20 protein-coding genes are annotated in these 18,454 nt (G+C 39.4%); 10 read left to right on the plus strand and 10 right to left on the minus strand.

What is annotated here, in order from left to right; all coding sequences use genetic code 11:
• Positions 1–43 precede the first annotated feature (43 nt).
• Positions 44–2,689, minus strand: coding sequence for a phosphoenolpyruvate carboxylase (gene ppc, locus I6F66_RS09665; RefSeq protein ID WP_197209168.1), 2,646 nt, complete (start codon positions 2,687–2,689; stop codon positions 44–46).
• A 120-nt stretch (positions 2,690–2,809) separates the two neighbouring features.
• Here ppc and I6F66_RS09670 point away from each other — a divergent pair, with 120 nt between their 5' ends.
• From I6F66_RS09670 to I6F66_RS09695, 6 genes are all read left to right on the plus strand, one after another.
• On the plus strand, positions 2,810–3,208 hold the full coding sequence (locus I6F66_RS09670) for a thiol-disulfide oxidoreductase DCC family protein (RefSeq protein ID WP_165740764.1): 399 nt from the start codon (positions 2,810–2,812) through the stop codon (positions 3,206–3,208).
• Positions 3,205–3,927 (plus strand): SDR family NAD(P)-dependent oxidoreductase, encoded by a 723-nt coding sequence (locus tag I6F66_RS09675; RefSeq protein WP_197209169.1) that lies wholly within the window; start codon positions 3,205–3,207, stop codon positions 3,925–3,927. Before I6F66_RS09670 ends, I6F66_RS09675 begins: the two co-directional genes overlap by 4 nt.
• Positions 3,928–3,936: 9 nt before the next feature.
• Positions 3,937–4,548: a flavin reductase family protein gene (locus tag I6F66_RS09680; RefSeq protein WP_165728372.1), complete on the plus strand. Its 612-nt coding sequence runs from the start codon at positions 3,937–3,939 to the stop codon at positions 4,546–4,548.
• Between the two features lie 73 nt (positions 4,549–4,621).
• The gene (locus I6F66_RS09685) at positions 4,622–5,842 is read left to right on the plus strand and encodes a Xaa-Pro peptidase family protein (protein ID WP_197209170.1); all 1,221 of its coding nucleotides are present in this window, start codon (positions 4,622–4,624) and stop codon (positions 5,840–5,842) included.
• 123 nt (positions 5,843–5,965) lie between these two features.
• The gene (locus tag I6F66_RS09690) at positions 5,966–6,625 is read left to right on the plus strand and encodes a DsbA family oxidoreductase (RefSeq protein ID WP_101163586.1); all 660 of its coding nucleotides are present in this window, start codon (positions 5,966–5,968) and stop codon (positions 6,623–6,625) included.
• A gap of 167 nt (positions 6,626–6,792) precedes the next feature.
• The gene (locus tag I6F66_RS09695; RefSeq protein ID WP_197119920.1) at positions 6,793–7,140 is read left to right on the plus strand and encodes an energy transducer TonB; all 348 of its coding nucleotides are present in this window, start codon (positions 6,793–6,795) and stop codon (positions 7,138–7,140) included.
• A 62-nt stretch (positions 7,141–7,202) separates the two neighbouring features.
• Here I6F66_RS09695 and I6F66_RS09700 read toward each other — a convergent pair whose 3' ends face one another.
• From I6F66_RS09700 to I6F66_RS09730, 7 genes are all read right to left on the minus strand, one after another.
• Positions 7,203–7,406: a hypothetical protein gene (locus tag I6F66_RS09700; RefSeq protein WP_197209171.1), complete on the minus strand. Its 204-nt coding sequence runs from the start codon at positions 7,404–7,406 to the stop codon at positions 7,203–7,205.
• A 309-nt stretch (positions 7,407–7,715) separates the two neighbouring features.
• Complete coding sequence (locus I6F66_RS09705; protein WP_101164276.1) at positions 7,716–8,222, minus strand: hypothetical protein; 507 nt, start codon at positions 8,220–8,222, stop codon at positions 7,716–7,718.
• Between the two features lie 154 nt (positions 8,223–8,376).
• A complete protein-coding gene (locus tag I6F66_RS09710; RefSeq protein ID WP_008171402.1) occupies positions 8,377–8,655 on the minus strand; it encodes a peptidylprolyl isomerase in 279 nt (92 codons plus the stop codon).
• Between the two features lie 102 nt (positions 8,656–8,757).
• On the minus strand, positions 8,758–9,180 hold the full coding sequence (locus tag I6F66_RS09715) for a thiol-disulfide oxidoreductase DCC family protein (protein WP_197209172.1): 423 nt from the start codon (positions 9,178–9,180) through the stop codon (positions 8,758–8,760).
• A gap of 27 nt (positions 9,181–9,207) precedes the next feature.
• Entirely contained in the window at positions 9,208–9,735 is a 528-nt protein-coding gene (locus I6F66_RS09720; RefSeq protein ID WP_197209173.1) for a response regulator transcription factor, read from the minus strand.
• Complete coding sequence (locus I6F66_RS09725; protein ID WP_197209184.1) at positions 9,732–10,973, minus strand: sensor histidine kinase; 1,242 nt, start codon at positions 10,971–10,973, stop codon at positions 9,732–9,734. Before I6F66_RS09725 ends, I6F66_RS09720 begins: the two co-directional genes overlap by 4 nt.
• Before the next feature lie 61 nt (positions 10,974–11,034).
• Positions 11,035–11,439, minus strand: coding sequence for a DUF4440 domain-containing protein (locus I6F66_RS09730; RefSeq protein WP_197176089.1), 405 nt, complete (start codon positions 11,437–11,439; stop codon positions 11,035–11,037).
• 330 nt (positions 11,440–11,769) lie between these two features.
• Here I6F66_RS09730 and I6F66_RS09735 point away from each other — a divergent pair, with 330 nt between their 5' ends.
• Both I6F66_RS09735 and I6F66_RS09740 read left to right on the plus strand, forming a co-directional pair.
• Entirely contained in the window at positions 11,770–12,849 is a 1,080-nt protein-coding gene (locus I6F66_RS09735) for a ketoacyl-ACP synthase III (protein ID WP_197153068.1), read from the plus strand.
• A 70-nt stretch (positions 12,850–12,919) separates the two neighbouring features.
• Positions 12,920–13,306: a VOC family protein gene (locus I6F66_RS09740; RefSeq protein WP_197176090.1), complete on the plus strand. Its 387-nt coding sequence runs from the start codon at positions 12,920–12,922 to the stop codon at positions 13,304–13,306.
• 37 nt (positions 13,307–13,343) lie between these two features.
• Here I6F66_RS09740 and I6F66_RS09745 read toward each other — a convergent pair whose 3' ends face one another.
• Together I6F66_RS09745 and I6F66_RS09750 are read right to left on the minus strand one after the other, a co-directional pair.
• Entirely contained in the window at positions 13,344–14,708 is a 1,365-nt protein-coding gene (locus I6F66_RS09745) for a M17 family metallopeptidase (RefSeq protein ID WP_197209174.1), read from the minus strand.
• A gap of 87 nt (positions 14,709–14,795) precedes the next feature.
• Positions 14,796–15,218, minus strand: coding sequence for a hypothetical protein (locus I6F66_RS09750; protein ID WP_007582356.1), 423 nt, complete (start codon positions 15,216–15,218; stop codon positions 14,796–14,798).
• A gap of 112 nt (positions 15,219–15,330) precedes the next feature.
• On the opposite strand from I6F66_RS09750, the gene I6F66_RS09755 reads away from it, so the two are divergent.
• Together I6F66_RS09755 and I6F66_RS09760 are read left to right on the plus strand one after the other, a co-directional pair.
• Positions 15,331–15,501 (plus strand): oxidoreductase-like domain-containing protein, encoded by a 171-nt coding sequence (locus tag I6F66_RS09755; protein WP_010553991.1) that lies wholly within the window; start codon positions 15,331–15,333, stop codon positions 15,499–15,501.
• Positions 15,502–15,811: 310 nt separating this feature from the next.
• The gene (locus I6F66_RS09760) at positions 15,812–18,394 is read left to right on the plus strand and encodes a TonB-dependent siderophore receptor (RefSeq protein WP_010553992.1); all 2,583 of its coding nucleotides are present in this window, start codon (positions 15,812–15,814) and stop codon (positions 18,392–18,394) included.
• The last annotated feature ends 60 nt before the right edge of the window (positions 18,395–18,454 follow it).

Below are 18,454 nucleotides of genomic sequence, written 5' to 3' on the forward strand. Positions count from 1 at the left end.
ACCCAACAAAATAATTAATTGGTATACCTAACAAAATAACATGTTAGCCGGTATTACGCATACCTGCTGCAATACCTGTCATCGTGATCATTAATGCATTATCAATGTCACCTTCGTTGCGTTTTTCCTCTGAGCGAGCACGACGTAAAAGCTCAACCTGTAGTAAGTTAAGTGGATCGGTGTACGGGTTACGTAAACTAATCGACTCCTTAATCCAAGGTTGTTCGGCTAGTAGGCTTTTTTGCGGGCTAAGTGATTGTACCAAGCTAATGGCTTCTTGAAGCTCTTTACGAAGTGTTACACCCAGTGGTTTGTACATATCTTCCACCAGCGCATTATCATAATGCTCACTCAACCAACAATCGGCTTTACTAAATACCATTTCTAGCATTTCTAGGCGCGATCTAAAAAACGGCCACTGTAAGCTCATTTCGTTTAGGGTTTCTGCGCCGTACTTATTAAGCGCAGCTTTTAAGCCTGTTAACGCACCTAGCCATGCAGGAAGCATTAAACGGTTTTGGCTCCACGCAAAAATCCATGGAATAGCACGTAGACTTTCAACGCCACCATTAGGATTACGTTTTGCAGGACGCGAGCCAAGCGGTAACTTAGACAGTTCAAGCTCAGGTGTTGCCATTCTAAAGTAAGGTACAAAGTTTTCATCATGGCGAACTACATTACGGTAGTGCTCACACGACTCTTCACTTATTAGCTTCATTACCTCGCGCCATTCTGGCTTTGGCTCCGGCGGCGGTAGTAAGTTACTTTGCAGAACTGCACCTGCGTAAATATTTAAGCTTTGCAGTGCTACATCGGGTAAACCAAATTTAAAGCGAATCATCTCGCCTTGCTCTGTTACACGCAAACCCCCTTTTAATGAACCAGGCGGTTGTGAATGCAGCGCTTGTGCAGCAGGTGCACCACCACGCCCTACTGTACCACCACGTCCGTGGAATAAAATAAGCTCAATACCGCGTGCATCAGCAAGCTGTACTAATTTATCCATTGCTTCGTACTGCGCCCAACCTGCTGCCATCATGCCAGCATCTTTGGCAGAATCAGAGTAACCAATCATTACGTTTTGGGTGTTTTTAATGTGCCCGCGATACCAAACATTATCAAGCAATGTGGTAATTACATCACTGCCTGCGTTTAAATCGTCGAGTGTTTCAAACAACGGTGCTACTGGTAAATCAAAGCTACAGCCGCTTTCTTTTAGCAATAGTTGTACTGCTAAAATGTCTGACGCTGTTCGTGCCATCGAAATAATATACAAACCAAATGTTGCTTCGTCTTGCTTGGCAATTACATCAAAGGTATCAAGTACTTCTTGTACATCAGGGCTTGGTTGCCAATGTTTTGGAATAAGCGGTCTGCGCGAGTTAAGCTCTGCAAGTAAAAATGCTTGTTTGTCTTGCTCTTGCCATTGGTTGTAGTCGCCTAAACCTAAATAACGAGTCAGTTCTGAAAACACATCGCCGTGGCGAGATGAATCTTGGCGCACATCAAGTTTGGCTAAACGCAAACCAAAGCTATTTATACGGTGCAGTAAATCAAGTAATAAGCCATCCGCAACTACTTTCATATTACACTTTAATAACGAGCGATAGCACACTTCAACTGGGTGCTTAAGCTGATTAATATTAGTAATTAAATCTTGTGAATCGCTGCGCTTATTTTTAATTTTAGCACCTAAGTGCGCCACTGTTTCTGCAACCTGATTTTTAAGCTTTTTGATTACTGCTCTATATGGTTCAAATTCCTGCCCTGCAAGCTCAACAAGCTCATCACTGGCATCTGACATAGAGAGTTCAGCGCACAACGTTTTTAAGTCTTGAATGTATAAGTTAAGTGCCATCCAACGACCATGATCAAGCACTTCTTTTGTTACCTGCGATGTTACAAACGGATTACCATCACGGTCTCCACCCATCCACGATGTAAACTCAATTGGGCTGTAATCTATTGGTAACTCTAAGCTCAACTGGTCTTTAACATTCGCTGAAAATTCACGTAAAAAGCGCGGAACCGCATGCCACAGGCTATTTTCTATTACTGCATAGCCCCATTTGGCTTCATCAACTGGCGTTGGGCGAGAGCGACGAATATCGTCGGTATGCCAAGCTTGGCTAATCAGTTGTTCAATACGATTTAAAATATTGTCCCGCTCTTGCACTAAGTTATCTTTTCGCTCTAATGACGCTAAGCAATCACTTAGTTCAACGTGTTTGTTAATAATAGTACGGCGCGTAACCTCGGTTGGGTGAGCAGTCAATACTAAGTTTATGTGGAGTTTTGAGAGTGTTTCGGCCAAATGATTACTGTCTAACTGGCCTTGTTCTGCTTTTGTAGCTAACGTTTTTAATGTTTGAGTGAGAGGGTTTTGTTGGCCAAGGCCAACGTCATTAAAACGCGAAACGGTATGAAATTGCTCTGCTACATTAGCAAGGTTTAAAAAATGATTAAATGAACGGGCAACCGGTAAAAGCTCTTCATCACTAAGCGCATGTAAAACATCTATTAGCGCTTGTCTGTCGTCTTCGTTACCACTGCGAGATGATTTTGATAAAGCACGAATTTCTTCCACTTTATCTAAAATCGCTTGACCTTGGGCATCTTTGATTGTTTGTCCTAGTAGTTGCCCTAGTAAATTTACATTACCTCGCAAGGCGGCGTATTGTTCACTCATTTATCAATCTCCATTTTTTCGTAGGACACTATTAATATCATCATGAAGAGATATTTAATAGATCCATTTGCAATGTCTTGTCGTAAAAAAGTATATATAAAATAATCACAAAGCATTCACATGATCATTTTTTACGATGGTAACTGCCCTCTTTGTAGCACCGAAATGCAGCAACTAAAACACGCTGATAACAAAAACTTAATTACGCTTGAAGATCTTAACGCGAGCGACTTCAGCGAGCGCTACCCGTATATTGATAAAGACAAAGCAATGAACTACCTTCAAGCTCAAAAGCAATCAGGTGAAATGATTTATGGGCTTGATGTAACTTACGAAGCATGGAAAATAGTGGGTAAACACGGCTGGTTGAAAATTTTTCGCTTGCCAATAATTCGCTTTTTCGCTGACTGCGGATACCTATTATTTGCTAAGTATCGGCACCCCATCAGTCGCTTTTTAATGCCAAATACTCAGTGCAGTAATGGCCAATGTGGACTAAAAGCAAAAGGTGATAAATGAAAACTATTGTTTTATTCGGCGCAAGCAGTGCCATAGCAAATGCATATATAGAACATCTACAAATAAACACGCCTACTCATCAGATCGTTTGTATTAGTTCAAAAAGTATTGAATCTGGCTCAAGTGTTGTCCACCTGCATACTGACTACACAAAACAAAGTTTAGCGCGCGTTACTAATTACCTAAAAGAGCAAAATGCCGATATACAACAAGTTATTATATTCAATGGTACACTGCACAACGAAACCCATATGCCTGAAAAAAAGATGGAGGATTTAGACGCTGAGTATTTTAGCCAACTTCTAAATTCAAACACCCTAACTCCCCTACTTTGCTTGCAGAGTATTTTGCCGCTGTTAACCCACAAAACGCAGTGTACTATTACTGCATTAAGTGCGCGCGTAGGCAGCATAAACGACAATAAATTAGGTGGTTGGTATACTTACCGCGCATCTAAGGCGGCGCTTAACATGCTATTTAAAACCGCTGCTATAGAGCTTGCTCGTCGTGCTAAAAATACCAAACTCATTCTGTTTCACCCTGGCACTACCGATACAGCACTTTCAAAGCCCTTTCAAAAGAATGTACCTGAAGGCAAATTATTTACCCCTGAATTTGTAGCCAAGCAACTTTTTGAATTAACAAACAATAACCCTGATTTAAAACTAGACGGTGAACCTGCTTATTTAGATTGGCAAGGCTCTACAATACCGTGGTAAGGACTTTTAATGCATTTTACTAAAGCGCAAATAGACGCACTGGAAAAACATACCCGTACTCATTTAATTAATTCTCTTTCGGGTTTTAAAAGCGCTAATTTAATTGGTACGCAAGACTTACTTGGCAATACCAATCTATCTATTGTCAGCTCCGTTATTCACTTGGGTGCTAACCCACCGTTAGTCGCCATGATTATGCGCCCTCACAGTGTGCCGCGTCATACGTTTGAAAATATTTTACAAACGGGCACTTACACCATTAATCAAGTGAATAAGTCGATTTATAAACAAGCTCATCAAACTTCAGCCCGTTACGATAAAGACGAGTCTGAGTTTGACGCTACAGGTTTAACACCTGAGTACTTAAACGACTTTGCAGCGCCCTTTGTACAAGAAAGCCGTTTAAAGTACTCGGTTAAATTTGTAGAAAACCAACATTTAGCCATCAATGGTACTGAGCTTGTCATTGGCGAAATTATGGATGTATATGTAGATAAAGCAGCACTACAAAGTGATGGCTTTTTAGATTTACAAGCAATAGAAACAGTGGCTGTAACCGGGCTTGATAGCTACCACACAAGTAATAAATTAATGCGCCTGCCTTATGCAAAAAAACCTTAGCGTGCATGTTATCTCATAAAATTGAATTCCCTTTTCACATTGCGCGCAATGCCTAAAAACCAAGGAGAAAAACATGACCACCATAGGTATAGGTACACAATCAAGCGAGCAAGCGCTGGCAAGCTTAAGTAATATGACGCAAACGCTAACCCCTATTGCTGCTGACGAACATTTAGAGCGCATAGCCAAGGCGCAAGCTTATATGCTAGCAAACAACATAGATGCAATTTATTTAAACGCTGGTACCAACCTAACCTACTTTACAGGCATGAAATGGTACGCGAGCGAGCGTATGGTTGGCGCAATATTACCCGCCCTTGGTGACGTGCAATACATTGCGCCGTACTTTGAGATTGGCTCATTAAACGGGTTTAAAGTAATAGATGGGCCTATCCATGGGTGGCAAGAGCACGAAAATCCTTACGCACTTTTTGTAGAAGTGCTAAAAAAACTAAACATTAATGAAAACGCAACCATTGGCATTGATGAAAGCGCGCAATTTTTTATATTCGACGGTATTAATAAAGCGCAAACGGGTTTAACACTCATAAACGCACAACCTGTCACTGCCCATTGCCGCATGCATAAATCAGTTCACGAGCTTAGCTTAATGCAGCGCGCTATGGATATGACCTTAGCCGTGCATCAAGCCACAGCAAGCATGCTTTATGAGGGAATAACCACCACCGAAGTAGAAGCTTTTATAAAGCAAGCACACCAAAAAGTAGGCGCGCCAGGTAACTATTTTTGTATTGTTTTATTTGGTGTTGCAACGTCTTTCCCGCATGGTGTTAAAGACGCCCAAGTACTTAAAAAAGGCGATATGGTATTAATAGATACAGGCTGTAAAGTACACGATTACCTATCAGATATAACACGTACCTATGTATTTGGCGAACCAACAATGCGCCAACGTATGTTTTGGGATCATGAAAAAGCAGCGCAAATGGCGGCATTTAATGCCGCTAAAATTGGTGCTACGTGCGAAGACGTAGACGCTGGCGCACGTACTTATTTAGCCGCGCAAGGGCTCGGGCCGCAGTATCAAACACCGGGTTGCCCGCATAGAACGGGCCATGGCATTGGGCTCGATATTCACGAATGGCCATACTTAGTTGGCGGTGATAAAACTCCACTTGCCCCAGGCATGTGCTTTAGTAACGAGCCAATGTTAGTTATACCCGATGAATTTGGCGTGCGTTTAGAAGATCATTTTTACATGACCGACAACGGCCCTCACTGGTTTACAGAGCCTAGCCATAGCATCGACGACCCATTTGGGCTTAACGCTTAAAGATTAGTACCTTCTAAAAGAGCAGCTGTATAGCTGCTCTTTTTAGTTTGGTATTGATAAAGCTAAATTAATCCCAATATCCTTTTTTATACTTAGTTATAAGCAATCCTCAAAAGGATAAATATGAAAAACTTTAAAATTGATATCGTTTCAGACGTAATGTGCCCTTGGTGTGTAGTGGGTTATAAAAACCTAGAAACTGCACTAGAGCAACTTAAAGACGAAATGAGCGCAGATATTACGTGGCATCCTTTTGAACTAAATCCAGATATGCCAATTGAAGGTCAAGACTTAAACGAACACTTAATGCAAAAGTACAACCTAAGTGAAGAGCAAGGCGACGAAAATCGTAAAAACATGTTCGAAGCAGGTCAACGTGCTGGATTCACATTTAATTTTGATGGCAAACGCATCATGATCAACAGCTTTGATTTGCATCGTTTATTAATGTGGGCACGTGAAGAAGGTAAGCAAACCGAGTTAAAACTCGCCTTTTTTGAAGCGCACTTCACAGATTTAAAATACTTAAATCAAGAAGAAGCGTTGCTCGACGTTGTTGAAAAAGTGGGTCTTGATAAAGAAACTGCACGCGGTATCCTACATTCAGACAAATACGTACAAGACGTACGCCAAGAGCAAGACAACTTTAAACAGATGGGTATTACTTCAGTACCTACGTTTATCATAAACGATAAATATGCGCTTACTGGCGGACAACCAAGCGACTCATTCATTCAAGCACTAAAACAAATTAGTGAAGAAGAAGCCAAGGAAGACGCTTAATATACAAATAAAGTTTAAAACTAAAAAAGGCTGCTTATTGCAGCCTTTCTTGTATATTCATCAGGTCAAAAACAATACAAATTTATTATTTACCTTAAATCTCTTTTGGTGTCATTATAGAAACGACATCTAACAAATCGATAACAATATCTATAAAGGGATTTATAATGAAATATATAATTACAACATTAACTTCACTGTTTCTTTTAACCGCATGTTCGACAACACCTTTAGCTGATAACCCTCACTCTACGCTAATAATGCCCAGTCCTCCGGAGTATCCAATTAAAAGTGTCCGTGAAAAAATTGAAGGTAGTGTGACAATGTCTTTTGATGTAAATACATCTGGTAAGCCCATTAATATTAAAGTGATTAAAGCTGAGCCTGTGAAAATTTTTGATAAAGCAGCGACTCGCTCTCTTTCTAAATGGCGTTACGCACCTAAAGTAGTTAATGGTATTGCGGTAGTTGATGAAGACTTAGAAATGACTATAGATTTTAATTTAGCAAAATAATAACTAACTCATTTTGACTAAAAGGGAACATTCATTTGTGTCTTCATAATTTCCTTTATTTATTAATACTTATCAATAAAATAACCTGATTTATATGAGACTAAAAATGCAACTATCAGTATAGCCAAGGATATACTCAACCTTTTGAATGCAATTAATTTCATTTCAAGAGGATTCATTAAAGCAGCTAATAAATTGCCGAGCACACTTAAAAATGATACTAAGAATAAAAATAAAAGGACAAAACCAATAATTTTTTCAATCATTTAATTACCATGTATAGATCCTTGGTTGTTTAATAGCTGCTTCAATAATTAAAATAGACTGTCACGTTATTTGGACTAACAAAACTGTGCTACTAAATTTACTTTTTAAACTTAGAGTTCATCTTTTTCCTTTCCATTTTTCCCTAAGAAATAAGGGGAGGTGTCAGTGTTATTTAGCATTTGCAAATAGCAGCAATTGCATTGGCAGAAAATAAAAAACTAATAAATACTCTAAATAACATTTTATTTAATATCCTTATTAAAAATAAACCTCATCACCTAAAAACAAAAAGACCTGACTCTATTTATTTACTTTTTCTTGAAGCTGTAAATAAAATAAAAGTTATCACTTTTCTTATGTAAGCATAGGCCCTCTTTAGAAATAGGGTTACAAGTGTTTGTGAAGGTATTTTTATCTATATTATCCTTACTCTTGCTTGCTATAGCATAGGTAAACTTAAAGTCTTTAGTATCTTTTCTAATAACCTCTAAACCATAAATCCCATATGAGTTTCTTTTTCCAGATAAAACCCCAATTTCGCTTGCTATCTTAGTGATCTCATATAGCTCCACATCGATTTTTTTTAAATCACTACTGACTAAAGGAAAGTTGCTTCCTGCTATATATTCATTTGAGTTTTCTTTTAAATATTTCAATATTGCAATTAATTCTTTATGATTATTAGAAACTATTTTAGAAGCTATATTTTCACTTTCTAAAATTAAACTCTCTCTTATAGGTTCGTAATTTTCATCCGCGCCACACGACACTAATAGAAAAAAACTGAATAATATGTAAAGTCTAAAAATCAACATGACTTACCCCTCCCATTTTTTCATATTCTGCCCATATTGGAATAAATTAAGATGACACCCATCCTAATTCTTAGTTCGTCAAAGTGTAAATTTAGGATAGGTGATGAAATGGACGCTTGCTAAGACGCGTCAATTGCCAAACTGCTTAAGTAAATTAAGTACGGTAAAGTACTTTAATTACATGCCAGCCAAATTTTGTTTTAACTAGGTGGGGCTCTAAAATTGCGCCTTTAAATGCAATTTTGTCAAACTGTGGGACCATTTGTCCGCGTCCAAATTCACCTAAGTCACCGCCTTTTTTGCCCGATGGGCATGACGAATACTTTTTAGCTAAGGTTTGAAACTTTGCACCTTTACCTAATTGCTTAATAATATCTTCTGCAATTTCTTTGTGCTTAACCAAAATGTGAAGTGCATGTGCTGTGTTTGCCATGAAAAAAGCCTTTTATACCGTTAGCTAAAATTAAACGCGGCGATTTTAACACAACCCCATAAACCTAGCATCTACTTATACTGCAGTGTATTAATGCCTAATTTATAAATAATGTTTGGCATCATCAGGGTTGGGAATTCTGCAATACTGATATTTTCCAAATAAGGTATAGCGGTTTAAAGCAACCCTATCGTATAACCAATTATTAAACCTATTTGGCAAAATACTAAATACGTTTGCTAGCTTGTATGGGTAACCTAGCTGCTTAACAACATTAAAAAAAGCATGGCATTGCGTATACGCTTTACCGTTTTCTAGGTAAACCATTGAGGCATATTCAATTGTTGAAAAACCAAAGTGTGCTAACAACAGTTCTCCTTTTGGAGATTGCACACTACATAATCTAAAAATGGTATTGGCATCATTGTTAATAATAAAATTACACCACGCGCTGCACAGCTTACATTGCGCATCAAATAATATAATTTTTTGATTTTGCATTATTGTCACTGCATCATCGCTCATAACACTTTCCTTAAATTAAGTACTAAATTACTGCTGCACCGGCTTTTTTTGTAACTTGCGCTGCAAAGTACGCCTGTGCATATTAAGTTGCCTTGCGGTAACCGACACATTGCCATTATTGCTGTGAAGCACTTGTTGAATATGCTCCCACTCTAAGCGCTCCGGCGACATAACCGCATCACCAATAACACTCGATGCCGATGCCACAGGCTCGGTGTTAAGCGCTTTTAATAATGTTGCCATATCAACCGGCTTAGTAAGGTAGTCGTTTGCGCCTAAACGCATTGCCTCTACTGCGGTTGCTATACTTGCAAACCCAGTTAGTAAAACAATATGTGCTTGTGCAAGTAAACTCCGCAGCGGCTTTATGAGTGCAAGTCCATTATCGTCGCCTAGTTTCATGTCTAATAAAACAAAGTCGGGCAATAGTTTGCGCGCAACAAGTAACGCATCGCTTTGGTTATGCGCCACCTCGCAGGTAAAGCCTTGTTTAGTTAGGCGCCTTGCCAGTGTGCTGGCTAAATTTATGTCGTCTTCAATTATAAGTAACTTCATGAGGCGTTATCTTCAGTGTTTACAATAGAGAGTTTAACTTTGGCGACAGCGCCGCCATCTGCATGGTTAAACAAGGTAAGTGAGCCATTTAAACGCTCAAAAGTAACATTTGATAAAAGCACAGCAAGCCCCATTCCTTGATCGCTTGGCATAAGTTGCCCGCCCAGCTCTGCTAATTGCGATGATGAAAAGCCACGGCCAAAATCGCGAATTAACAAGTAAACGCATTCACTATGTAAGTTATCTTGCTGCCAACTCAGCTCTAATTGAGTTTGACCTTGTTTTTGATTAGCGAGCGCGGCGTTTTGCAATAAATTTAAAATAGCAGGCAATAACATCGCATCACTTATCAATGTTGCTGCAATAGGTGGCGTAATCCATTTAATGTGCTGATCAGGGTATTGCAGTAAAAGTGTGTCTGTAATTTGCGTTTGCAGTTGCTTTACGGTGGTATGCTCTTGTGAATTTTTAAGGCGTAATTGCTCAGAGAGTTTTCTAAAGTCGTTAAGCTGTGTACTACACTGAGTAAGCGGCGCTTGCATGTGCTTAACAATAGGGTTGTTTGGTTGATCTTCTAATAACTCTTCAAACAGTAACTGTAAGTTTGCAATTGGGGTCGCTAGTTGATGGGTTATTTGTGCAGCAGCCCCATCAAGGGTAACAAGCTGTTCATTACGCAATTGTTTTTCACGCACGTTTGCAATAATTCGCTCTCGCTCTTTAAGTGCCCTGCTCATTGCGCCAATCACTAATGCGATTACGCTAGCACTTAAAACAAAATTAACCCACATGCCAATAAAGTGACCACTCATATTCATTTGATGCATGCTGTGATCGGGCATCTTAATCAGTAAAAAACTGTATGCGGCAATAGCTAATACCGCAATATAAGCTAATCCTTTTTCTCGCAGCGTAACAGCAGCGATCATTATTGGCAGCAATAATAACGAAACAAATGCATTGGTTGCACCGCCACTTAGTGAGAGCAAAACCGTTAAAAATAATACATCAGCAGTTAGCTGCATCAACATACCTACAGGTTTAGCTTGGCTTACATTACGATAAGCAAACAGGCTAATAAGCTGAAACACAGCCTCAACGGCAATAACAATCAGTAAAGGCAGTAATGCAATTTGATGTTCTAGTAAAAAATAAACGCTAAGCACAGCAATTAATTGCACGGCAATTGCGCCGCTTCGCAGCATTAATAGTCGACTAATAGTAGGGTCGGTACGCATTAACAAGAGGTAATTGCCCAATCAAATGTTTAATAAAGGTATTTTAACGGGTATATGGCTTTTAATCATCATCCATCGAAATTGAAAACGGCGCACAAGGCGTTCCTTGGTGAAACACCATTTGCCATTGCTCGCCTTGTTTACGCCAAAGCGACATACGTAACGAGTAATTAAACTCCGCCCGAGCAGAGCGCCTATAAGCAGCTTGGTAGCTAAGTTGCACTACATCACCACTTAGCATTCGGCCCTTAAAATGCTGATTATAAAACTGTGGCACAACCTCGGTAGGTAAGCGGGTAAGTACTTGGTATTTATTAAATGTAGTGCCGTTGGCTGCAATTTCGATAAATTCATCATCGAGTAAAGCATCTAATGCGCGCTCAGACTGGCGAATTTCTGGGTCTAATAACTGGCGCTCAGCGTCAATCAAATGATTAAACAACGACACTTTTATTTTGCTGCTCATAACCTTCCCTATTGTTTATAAACTGACTTTGTTTTTACAACCTATGACACCATAAAAATAAGCTAACATTTCGACAATACGCTAGTAAAATTAATAATATCTGTTTGCCTGAGAACACTTAATCGGCTACTTTTTATTGTAAGCATCGTTAATAACCCACATATTACTATTGTACTCCTGCTTGTTCTTTTTTAAATCAACTTATATATAATTCTCTTTTAATTATCAGTAATTACAAGCCAAAACACCTATAAACTGGTCTTGAAAGGCAATTTTTGATATAACGTCTTCATTAGTAACACATGTCAGACCACCTTAAGAGAACATACTATGCCTTACGCACATATCACAGGTTGGGGTAAATGCATTCCACCAGCAAGCATTAGCAACGATGAAATTAGTGAAATAGTTGATACCACCGACGAGTGGATAACCTCGCGTACAGGCATTAAATCTCGCCGAGTGAGCCATGTAAGTACCGCCGAGCTGGCAACCGTTGCTGCTAAGCATGCTATTGCGTGCGCAGGCGTTGATCCTAAAGATATTGATTTAGTGATATTAGCAACCTGTACACCTTCTACTGTTGTGGCAAATACCGCCTCACAAGTGCAAAAAAATATTGGTGCAACCGGCGCTGCCGCAATGGATACAAACGCGGCATGTTCGGGCTTTTTATATGCATTGCAAGCCGCTACAGCACAAATTCAAGCGGGTATGATCAAAAAAGCAGTGGTCATTGCCGCTGAGCGTATGACCTGGTACGTAAACTGGGCACGTCGCGATAGCGCTGTTTTATTTGGCGATGGCGCAGGTGCAGTAGTACTTGAAGCGGCAGATACGCCAGCTGGTTTACTAGCAACCAAAACTGGTTGTGACAGTGAAGACCGCGATATTTTACACATCACTAACTTTGGTAGTGATTTAAATAAATATGAGCCAATTGGTCCATCTGATTTATTATTTGAAGGTCGTGAAATTTTCAAACGTGCTGTTAAAGGCATGAGCGAAGCGTGCGACGATGTACTTAAACAAGCCGATTTGAGCCTTGATGACATTAATGTACTCGTTCCACACCAAGCTAACTTACGTATTATTCAGGCTATTCAGCATCGTTTAAAAGTACCTGACGAAAAAGTAATGGTTAACATTGGTGAGTATGGTAATACCTCTGCTGCTACGATTGCTATTGCGTTATGTGAAGCCGTTGAGCAAGGGTTAATTAAACCGCATTCGAACATTATGTCTGCTGCATTTGGTGCAGGCCTTACCTGGGCTGCAAGTTACATAAAATGGGGCGAACGCGTAACGCCTATTAGTGTAAGCGATGCCGCTTTACCGCCATGTAATAAAACCGGTTTAGAACTTGTAGCACCGGCCGTTAAAGCATGTAAAGAAGCACAGCCAAGCTAACACAACATGTAATAAGTCACATATAAAACGCACTTAATTAAGTGCGTTTTTGCTTTTTAAGGAATTAAATTTGAAACTTTTAGGTATTCACCACGCTGCTATTATTTGTAGTGACTATGCACGTTCTAAACACTTTTATAGCAATGTACTTAAACTTAACGTTATTAATGAGCACTTTAGAGCTGATCGTAATTCATATAAGTTAGATTTAGCCATGCCAGATGATAGCCAAATAGAGCTATTTTCGTTTGATGGAGCGCCCGCAAGACCAAGCTATCCCGAAGCACAAGGCTTAAGACATTTAGCTTTTAAGGTAGCGGATGTACAGATTGCAAAAACGTATTTAGAGTCGTGCGAAGTAAACGTTGAGGATATTAGAGTGGATGAAATAACCGGCAAAAAGTTTACCTTTTTTGCCGATCCAGATAACTTGCCACTTGAGCTTTATGAGGTTTAAAACTCATAAGCTCAAGTTCTTACTATTGAATCAAAAACTACATATTAAAACGATTTTGTAAGTAGTTAAATACAGCACGAATACCTAATGCTTCACCACCCGTTGGACGACCCGGTAATGCACGTAAGTTCCACGCCATTACATCAAAATGTACCCATGGTGTTGTTGGCTCAACAAATTCTTTTAAGTAAAGCGCCGCTGTAATAGCACCACCAAACGGTGTACTTGCACAGTTTGCCATATCGGCTACATCACTTTTTAGTAAGTTTTTGTATTGCTCAAACAACGGAAGTTGCCAAACAGGGTCATGTACACTTAAACCTGCATCAATAATACCATTTGCTACATCGCGCTCTGTTGAGAAAAAGCCCGGAAGCTCAGTACCCAATGCAACACGACATGCGCCAGTAAGGGTGGCAAAATCAATAATTAGCTCAGGATTATCGTTTTGTGCTTCGCTTAATGCATCACACAATACTAAGCGCCCTTCTGCGTCTGTATTATCAATTTCGACCATAATGCCTTTGCGTGTTTTAACAACATCGCCAGGGCGAAATGCATTGCGCGATACTGCATTTTCAACAGCGGGTACAAGCACTCGTAATCTAATTGGTAAGTTAGCGGCCATAATAAGCTGTGCTAGTGCAATAACATGTGCTGCGCCGCCCATGTCTTTTTTCATGTTACGCATGCCAGAGCTTGGTTTTAAATCAAGTCCACCTGAGTCAAAACATACGCCCTTACCTACTAGTGTAATTAATGGAGCATCTGTTGCACCCCATTTTAAATCGAGTAAACGCGGTTTGTTTTCACTTGCACGACCCACCATGTGAATAGTCGGGTAGTTTTGCTCTAGTAACTCATCGCCAATCCACTGTGAAAATTCGCCATTGTAAGTCACAGCTAAATCTTCCATTACTTGCGATAAATGTTGCGGCATCATGTCTACCGCTGGAGTATTAACTAAATCACGTGCAAGTGTAATGGCATCAGCTTGTTGGCTAATACGCTCAAACAACGCTTTATCGCTAATGGCTAATTGCGCTTTTGCTGTTGGTTTTTCTTTATATTCACTAAATTCGTAACCACCAAGCACAAATCCTAAAGCAACTTGCTCTACAAAAGCGCTCTCGCCTTGAATTTGATAAGTACCAGTAGGAAGTGTATTTGCTAAATTACCCGCAGCCCAAAAATCATCGCTACTTTGCATTAAACAAAATACCTGGCTTAACTCGCCCGTTTTAGCATCAGGGATTAAAGCAACACCTTGCTTTTCGAAACCTGTATTAGTTAACCAATTTTGTATAAATGCAGGCTGCTGTGCTTGCCAGTCAGATAATTCGTTTTTAAGAATAAAAGATAAAGGAATACCAGAAGATGTATGACGTAGTAATGCACTCATTAAAAAGCTCATATAATATAAAAATGGTACTTAAGAGCATATCAATAAGCGCACCTAAAAGGTATCGCTAATTTGAAGGGATTTTAGCTACTTTTTTAAGCTATTTTTGGATTCTTGCTTTTGATTTTCTTGATCTATTTTAGCATCAAGTTCTTTAATAGATTTGTTCATATTAAACGAACTTGGCAGTACATCAACTCCCACTAAACTCCCTAATTTAACAACTAAAGGAATTGTAAGCGGGGCAAAAGGTAATACTGCAAACACACCGAGCCCTAACCCTTTTAAAATATCAACAAACTGTTCATTGGCGCGTTTTAACTCCTCTTTACTTGTTTGGCCTTGAGTGTAGCGCCTATAAATAGAGAGCATTTCTTTGGTTTCTTGTTTTTCTTGCGCAAGTGCAATTTTAAGCGCCACCATAGCACGGCGAAAACGCAGCTGTTGGCGTTTTTTACTAATTTTAACTACCCGCCAAGGTGCACGGTGAATAACTTTATATAATCGCATAACTTTTATTTTTACACAGCAGCACGGGTTCACAAAGAATAATTTACTTACAACATCCTTTAACTTATCCTTTGCACCAAATTAGTATTAAATACATACAACAACACTGAATATGACAAACCAACTACCGCAAAAACCTGAAAAACCAAAATCTGATGAATGTTGTGGTGGTGGCAGTTGCTGCCCCTGCGTGTGGGATGAATATAAAGAAAAATTAGCAACTTGGCGATGTGCACAAAACATTGAAAACCCCACCAAAAAGAAACAAATAAATAACATTTAAATACTGATAACGCATTAATTTTCCTCTCAACAACCCTATTTGCACTTATTTAGTTCATTTTAGCTTTACTTTGCACCATTGTTGCATTTTTTCTTAAATTGAATCTTTTTGTTATCAAATGGTTAATTAGCAATTGCCCTTCCCGTTTTTTACCTATAGTCTGTAAATAGGACTTCACAAAAAGTAAGCTTAATTGATTAGGCTTTTGAGCTAAACCCTCAAACTTATGTGAAACAAAAAATTAAGTTAAAAATAAATGATGTGAAATTAGCATCAAAAATAAGAATTATTCTAACTGGGGAAAATTAGAATGAAATTAAAAAATAATGCGCTAAACCAAGCAATCAAATTTGCTTTAGCTACAACCACTGCAGGGTTGTTTTTTTCGGGTTCTGCTATTGCAGCAGACGAGCAACAGCAAACTAAAGTAAATAAAAACGTAGAGAAAATTGCCGTAGTAGGTACGCGCTCAGCTCCACGTTCAATCGGTGACTCACCAGTTCCAATCGATATTATTGGCGGCGAAGAATTAGAAAGATCAGGCAATACCGACATGCTTGAGCTTTTAAAAGGTGCCGTGCCATCTTTTAACGTACATCAAAATCCTATTAGTGATGCGGCCTCTCTTGTTCGCCCAGCTAACTTACGTGGTTTACCATCAGACAGCACATTGGTTCTTTTAAACGGCAAACGTCGTCATCGTGCTTCTGTAATTGCATTTTTAGGCGGTGGTATTAACGATGGCGCGCAAGGCGCAGATATTTCAGTTATTCCAAGCATTGCTATTAAACAAGTAGAAGTACTTCGTGATGGCGCAGCTGCACAATATGGTTCTGATGCAATCGCGGGTGTAATGAACTTCCAACTAAAAGACGCTTCTGAAGGTGGCAAATTAGAAATCCGCCATGGTCAATTTTATGAAGGTGACGGCGATACAACACAAGTGTCGGGTAACGTGGGTTTACCGTTTACCGACAATGGCTTTGCTAATTTAAGCTTTCAATATAAAACAGCTGATGCAACAAGCCGCTCAGTTCAACGTGCCGATGCCGCAGCACTTTCAGCTGCCGGTGTTCCTGATGTATCTTCTCTTGCACAAGTATGGGGCGCACCAGAAGTAAACGACGATATTACAATTTTTGGTAACGTAGGTTTAGAGCTAACAAACGATTCTGAATTTTACATGTTTGGTAATTACTCTGAACGTGATGTACGTGGTGGCTTTTACTACCGTAACCCGCAAACACGTTCTGGCGTTTACTCAAATGATGGTGGCGAAACACTACTTGTTGCAGATTTAACACCTGATATGAGCGCTAACTGTCCTACTATTGCAATAACAGATGGCAACGTATTAGATGATCCTGCTTATATAAATGGTGTAGCGAACAACCCAGATTGTTTTGCCTTTAACGAAACGCTTCCAGGTGGCTTTACACCTAACTTTGGCGGCAACATTACTGATACTTCTTTAACTATTGGTACTAAAGGGCGATTCACTGGTGGTTTCTTAAAAGATACTTACTATGACTTAAGCGGTACTGTGGGTTTAAATGAATCACGTTACTTCATCTATGACACGGTTAATGCTTCTTTAGGTGCGGATACGCCACGTGACTTCAGTCCGGGTAAATATGAACAGCTAGAGAAAAACTTTAACTTTGATTTATCAAAGGGTGTCGACTTTGGTTTAGCTTATGATGTAAACATTGCCGGTGGTTTTGAATGGCATGAAGAAACATTCACTATCATTTCTGGTGATGAAGAATCTTACACAGCAGGCCCTTTAACAGCACAAGGTTTTGGTATTGGCTCTAACGGCTTCCCTGGTTTTAAACCATCACAAGCAGGTGAGTTTTCTCGTCGTAACTATGCAGCGTATGTTGATGTTGAAGCACCCTTTACTGAAGACTTTTTAATGGGCGTAGCGCTTCGCTTTGAAGACTACGACAGCTTTGGTACTACAACTAACTACAAAGTAATGGCTCAATACCATTTAACTGAAGATTTAAATATTCGTGGTTCTGTAAGTAGCGGTTTCCGTGCACCTACAGTTGGTCAAGCTAACGTAAGTAACGTACAAACAAGCTTAGACAGCGGTGTATTACAAGATTCAGCGCTTCTTCCACCAACAAACCCTATTGCAGTGCAATTAGGTGGTACAGAGCTTGAGCCGGAAGAATCACAAAGCTATACACTTGGTGCTGTATACACAATCGGCGAGTTATTTTTAACGCTTGATTACTACAACATTCAAGTAGATGACCGTATTAGCCAATCAGATAAAATCAACTTAAGCCAAGCAGATAAAGATACACTTACAGCCGCTGGAGTTCCTAATGTACAAGGTCTTGCTCAGGTAAGCTTTTTTACAAATGACTTTGATACAACAACTCAAGGTATCGATTTAGTTGCAAACTATACTGCTGAACTAATGGGCGGTAGCTCTACATTTAGTCTTGCTTATAACTGGAATGATACTGAAGTAACTCAATTTAGTGAGATTACAGGTGCGTTTAAAGTTAAACGCTTAGAAGAAGATTTACCTAACCATCGTGCAACGTTCACATTGTCTCAACAATGGGAATCAGTTTCTGCATTTGCTCGTGCAAACTACTACGGCGAATACCAAGGTGTTCACGTTGATTATGATGCAACAGCTAAAACAGCAGATGCTGCAGTCACTATTGATGCTGAAGTAACTTACTTCTTAAATGAATCAGTTAGCTTCTCTGTAGGCGCTCAAAACTTATTCGACCAAGATGCTGAAAAACTTGATTTTGCAGATGCAACGGGTATCCCTAATAACAACTGGGGTGGTCAGTTCTACGAAACATCTCCGTTTGGTATTAACGGTGGCTTTTACTACGCTAAAGCAACATATACTTTTTAAACTATTTTCATGAAGAACCAAAGGCGAAATGTTAAAGACATTTCGCCTTTTTAATTTTAT

This window comes from Pseudoalteromonas sp. NZS100_1, from assembly GCF_015864285.1.
Taxonomy (GTDB): Bacteria; Pseudomonadota; Gammaproteobacteria; order Enterobacterales; family Alteromonadaceae; genus Pseudoalteromonas; species Pseudoalteromonas arctica.

Excerpts from the sequence above, each read along its gene's own strand:
- I6F66_RS09720 (WP_197209173.1), bottom strand. The coding sequence starts at position 9,735 with ATGAAGTTACTTATAATTGAAGACGACATAAATTTAGCCAGCACACTG.
- I6F66_RS09745 (WP_197209174.1), bottom strand. The coding sequence starts at position 14,708 with ATGAGTGCATTACTACGTCATACATCTTCTGGTATTCCTTTATCTTTT.
- I6F66_RS09715 (WP_197209172.1), bottom strand. The coding sequence starts at position 9,180 with ATGAGCGATGATGCAGTGACAATAATGCAAAATCAAAAAATTATATTA.
- I6F66_RS09680 (WP_165728372.1), top strand. The coding sequence starts at position 3,937 with ATGCATTTTACTAAAGCGCAAATAGACGCACTGGAAAAACATACCCGT.
- I6F66_RS09685 (WP_197209170.1), top strand. The coding sequence starts at position 4,622 with ATGACCACCATAGGTATAGGTACACAATCAAGCGAGCAAGCGCTGGCA.
- I6F66_RS09690 (WP_101163586.1), top strand. The coding sequence starts at position 5,966 with ATGAAAAACTTTAAAATTGATATCGTTTCAGACGTAATGTGCCCTTGG.
- I6F66_RS09760 (WP_010553992.1), top strand. The coding sequence starts at position 15,812 with ATGAAATTAAAAAATAATGCGCTAAACCAAGCAATCAAATTTGCTTTA.
- I6F66_RS09755 (WP_010553991.1), top strand. The coding sequence starts at position 15,331 with ATGACAAACCAACTACCGCAAAAACCTGAAAAACCAAAATCTGATGAA.
- I6F66_RS09695 (WP_197119920.1), top strand. The coding sequence starts at position 6,793 with ATGAAATATATAATTACAACATTAACTTCACTGTTTCTTTTAACCGCA.
- I6F66_RS09735 (WP_197153068.1), top strand. The coding sequence starts at position 11,770 with ATGCCTTACGCACATATCACAGGTTGGGGTAAATGCATTCCACCAGCA.
- I6F66_RS09705 (WP_101164276.1), bottom strand. The coding sequence starts at position 8,222 with ATGTTGATTTTTAGACTTTACATATTATTCAGTTTTTTTCTATTAGTG.
- I6F66_RS09675 (WP_197209169.1), top strand. The coding sequence starts at position 3,205 with ATGAAAACTATTGTTTTATTCGGCGCAAGCAGTGCCATAGCAAATGCA.
- I6F66_RS09725 (WP_197209184.1), bottom strand. The coding sequence starts at position 10,973 with ATGCGTACCGACCCTACTATTAGTCGACTATTAATGCTGCGAAGCGGC.
- I6F66_RS09710 (WP_008171402.1), bottom strand. The coding sequence starts at position 8,655 with ATGGCAAACACAGCACATGCACTTCACATTTTGGTTAAGCACAAAGAA.
- ppc (WP_197209168.1), bottom strand. The coding sequence starts at position 2,689 with ATGAGTGAACAATACGCCGCCTTGCGAGGTAATGTAAATTTACTAGGG.
- I6F66_RS09670 (WP_165740764.1), top strand. The coding sequence starts at position 2,810 with ATGATCATTTTTTACGATGGTAACTGCCCTCTTTGTAGCACCGAAATG.
- I6F66_RS09730 (WP_197176089.1), bottom strand. The coding sequence starts at position 11,439 with ATGAGCAGCAAAATAAAAGTGTCGTTGTTTAATCATTTGATTGACGCT.
- I6F66_RS09700 (WP_197209171.1), bottom strand. The coding sequence starts at position 7,406 with ATGATTGAAAAAATTATTGGTTTTGTCCTTTTATTTTTATTCTTAGTA.
- I6F66_RS09750 (WP_007582356.1), bottom strand. The coding sequence starts at position 15,218 with ATGCGATTATATAAAGTTATTCACCGTGCACCTTGGCGGGTAGTTAAA.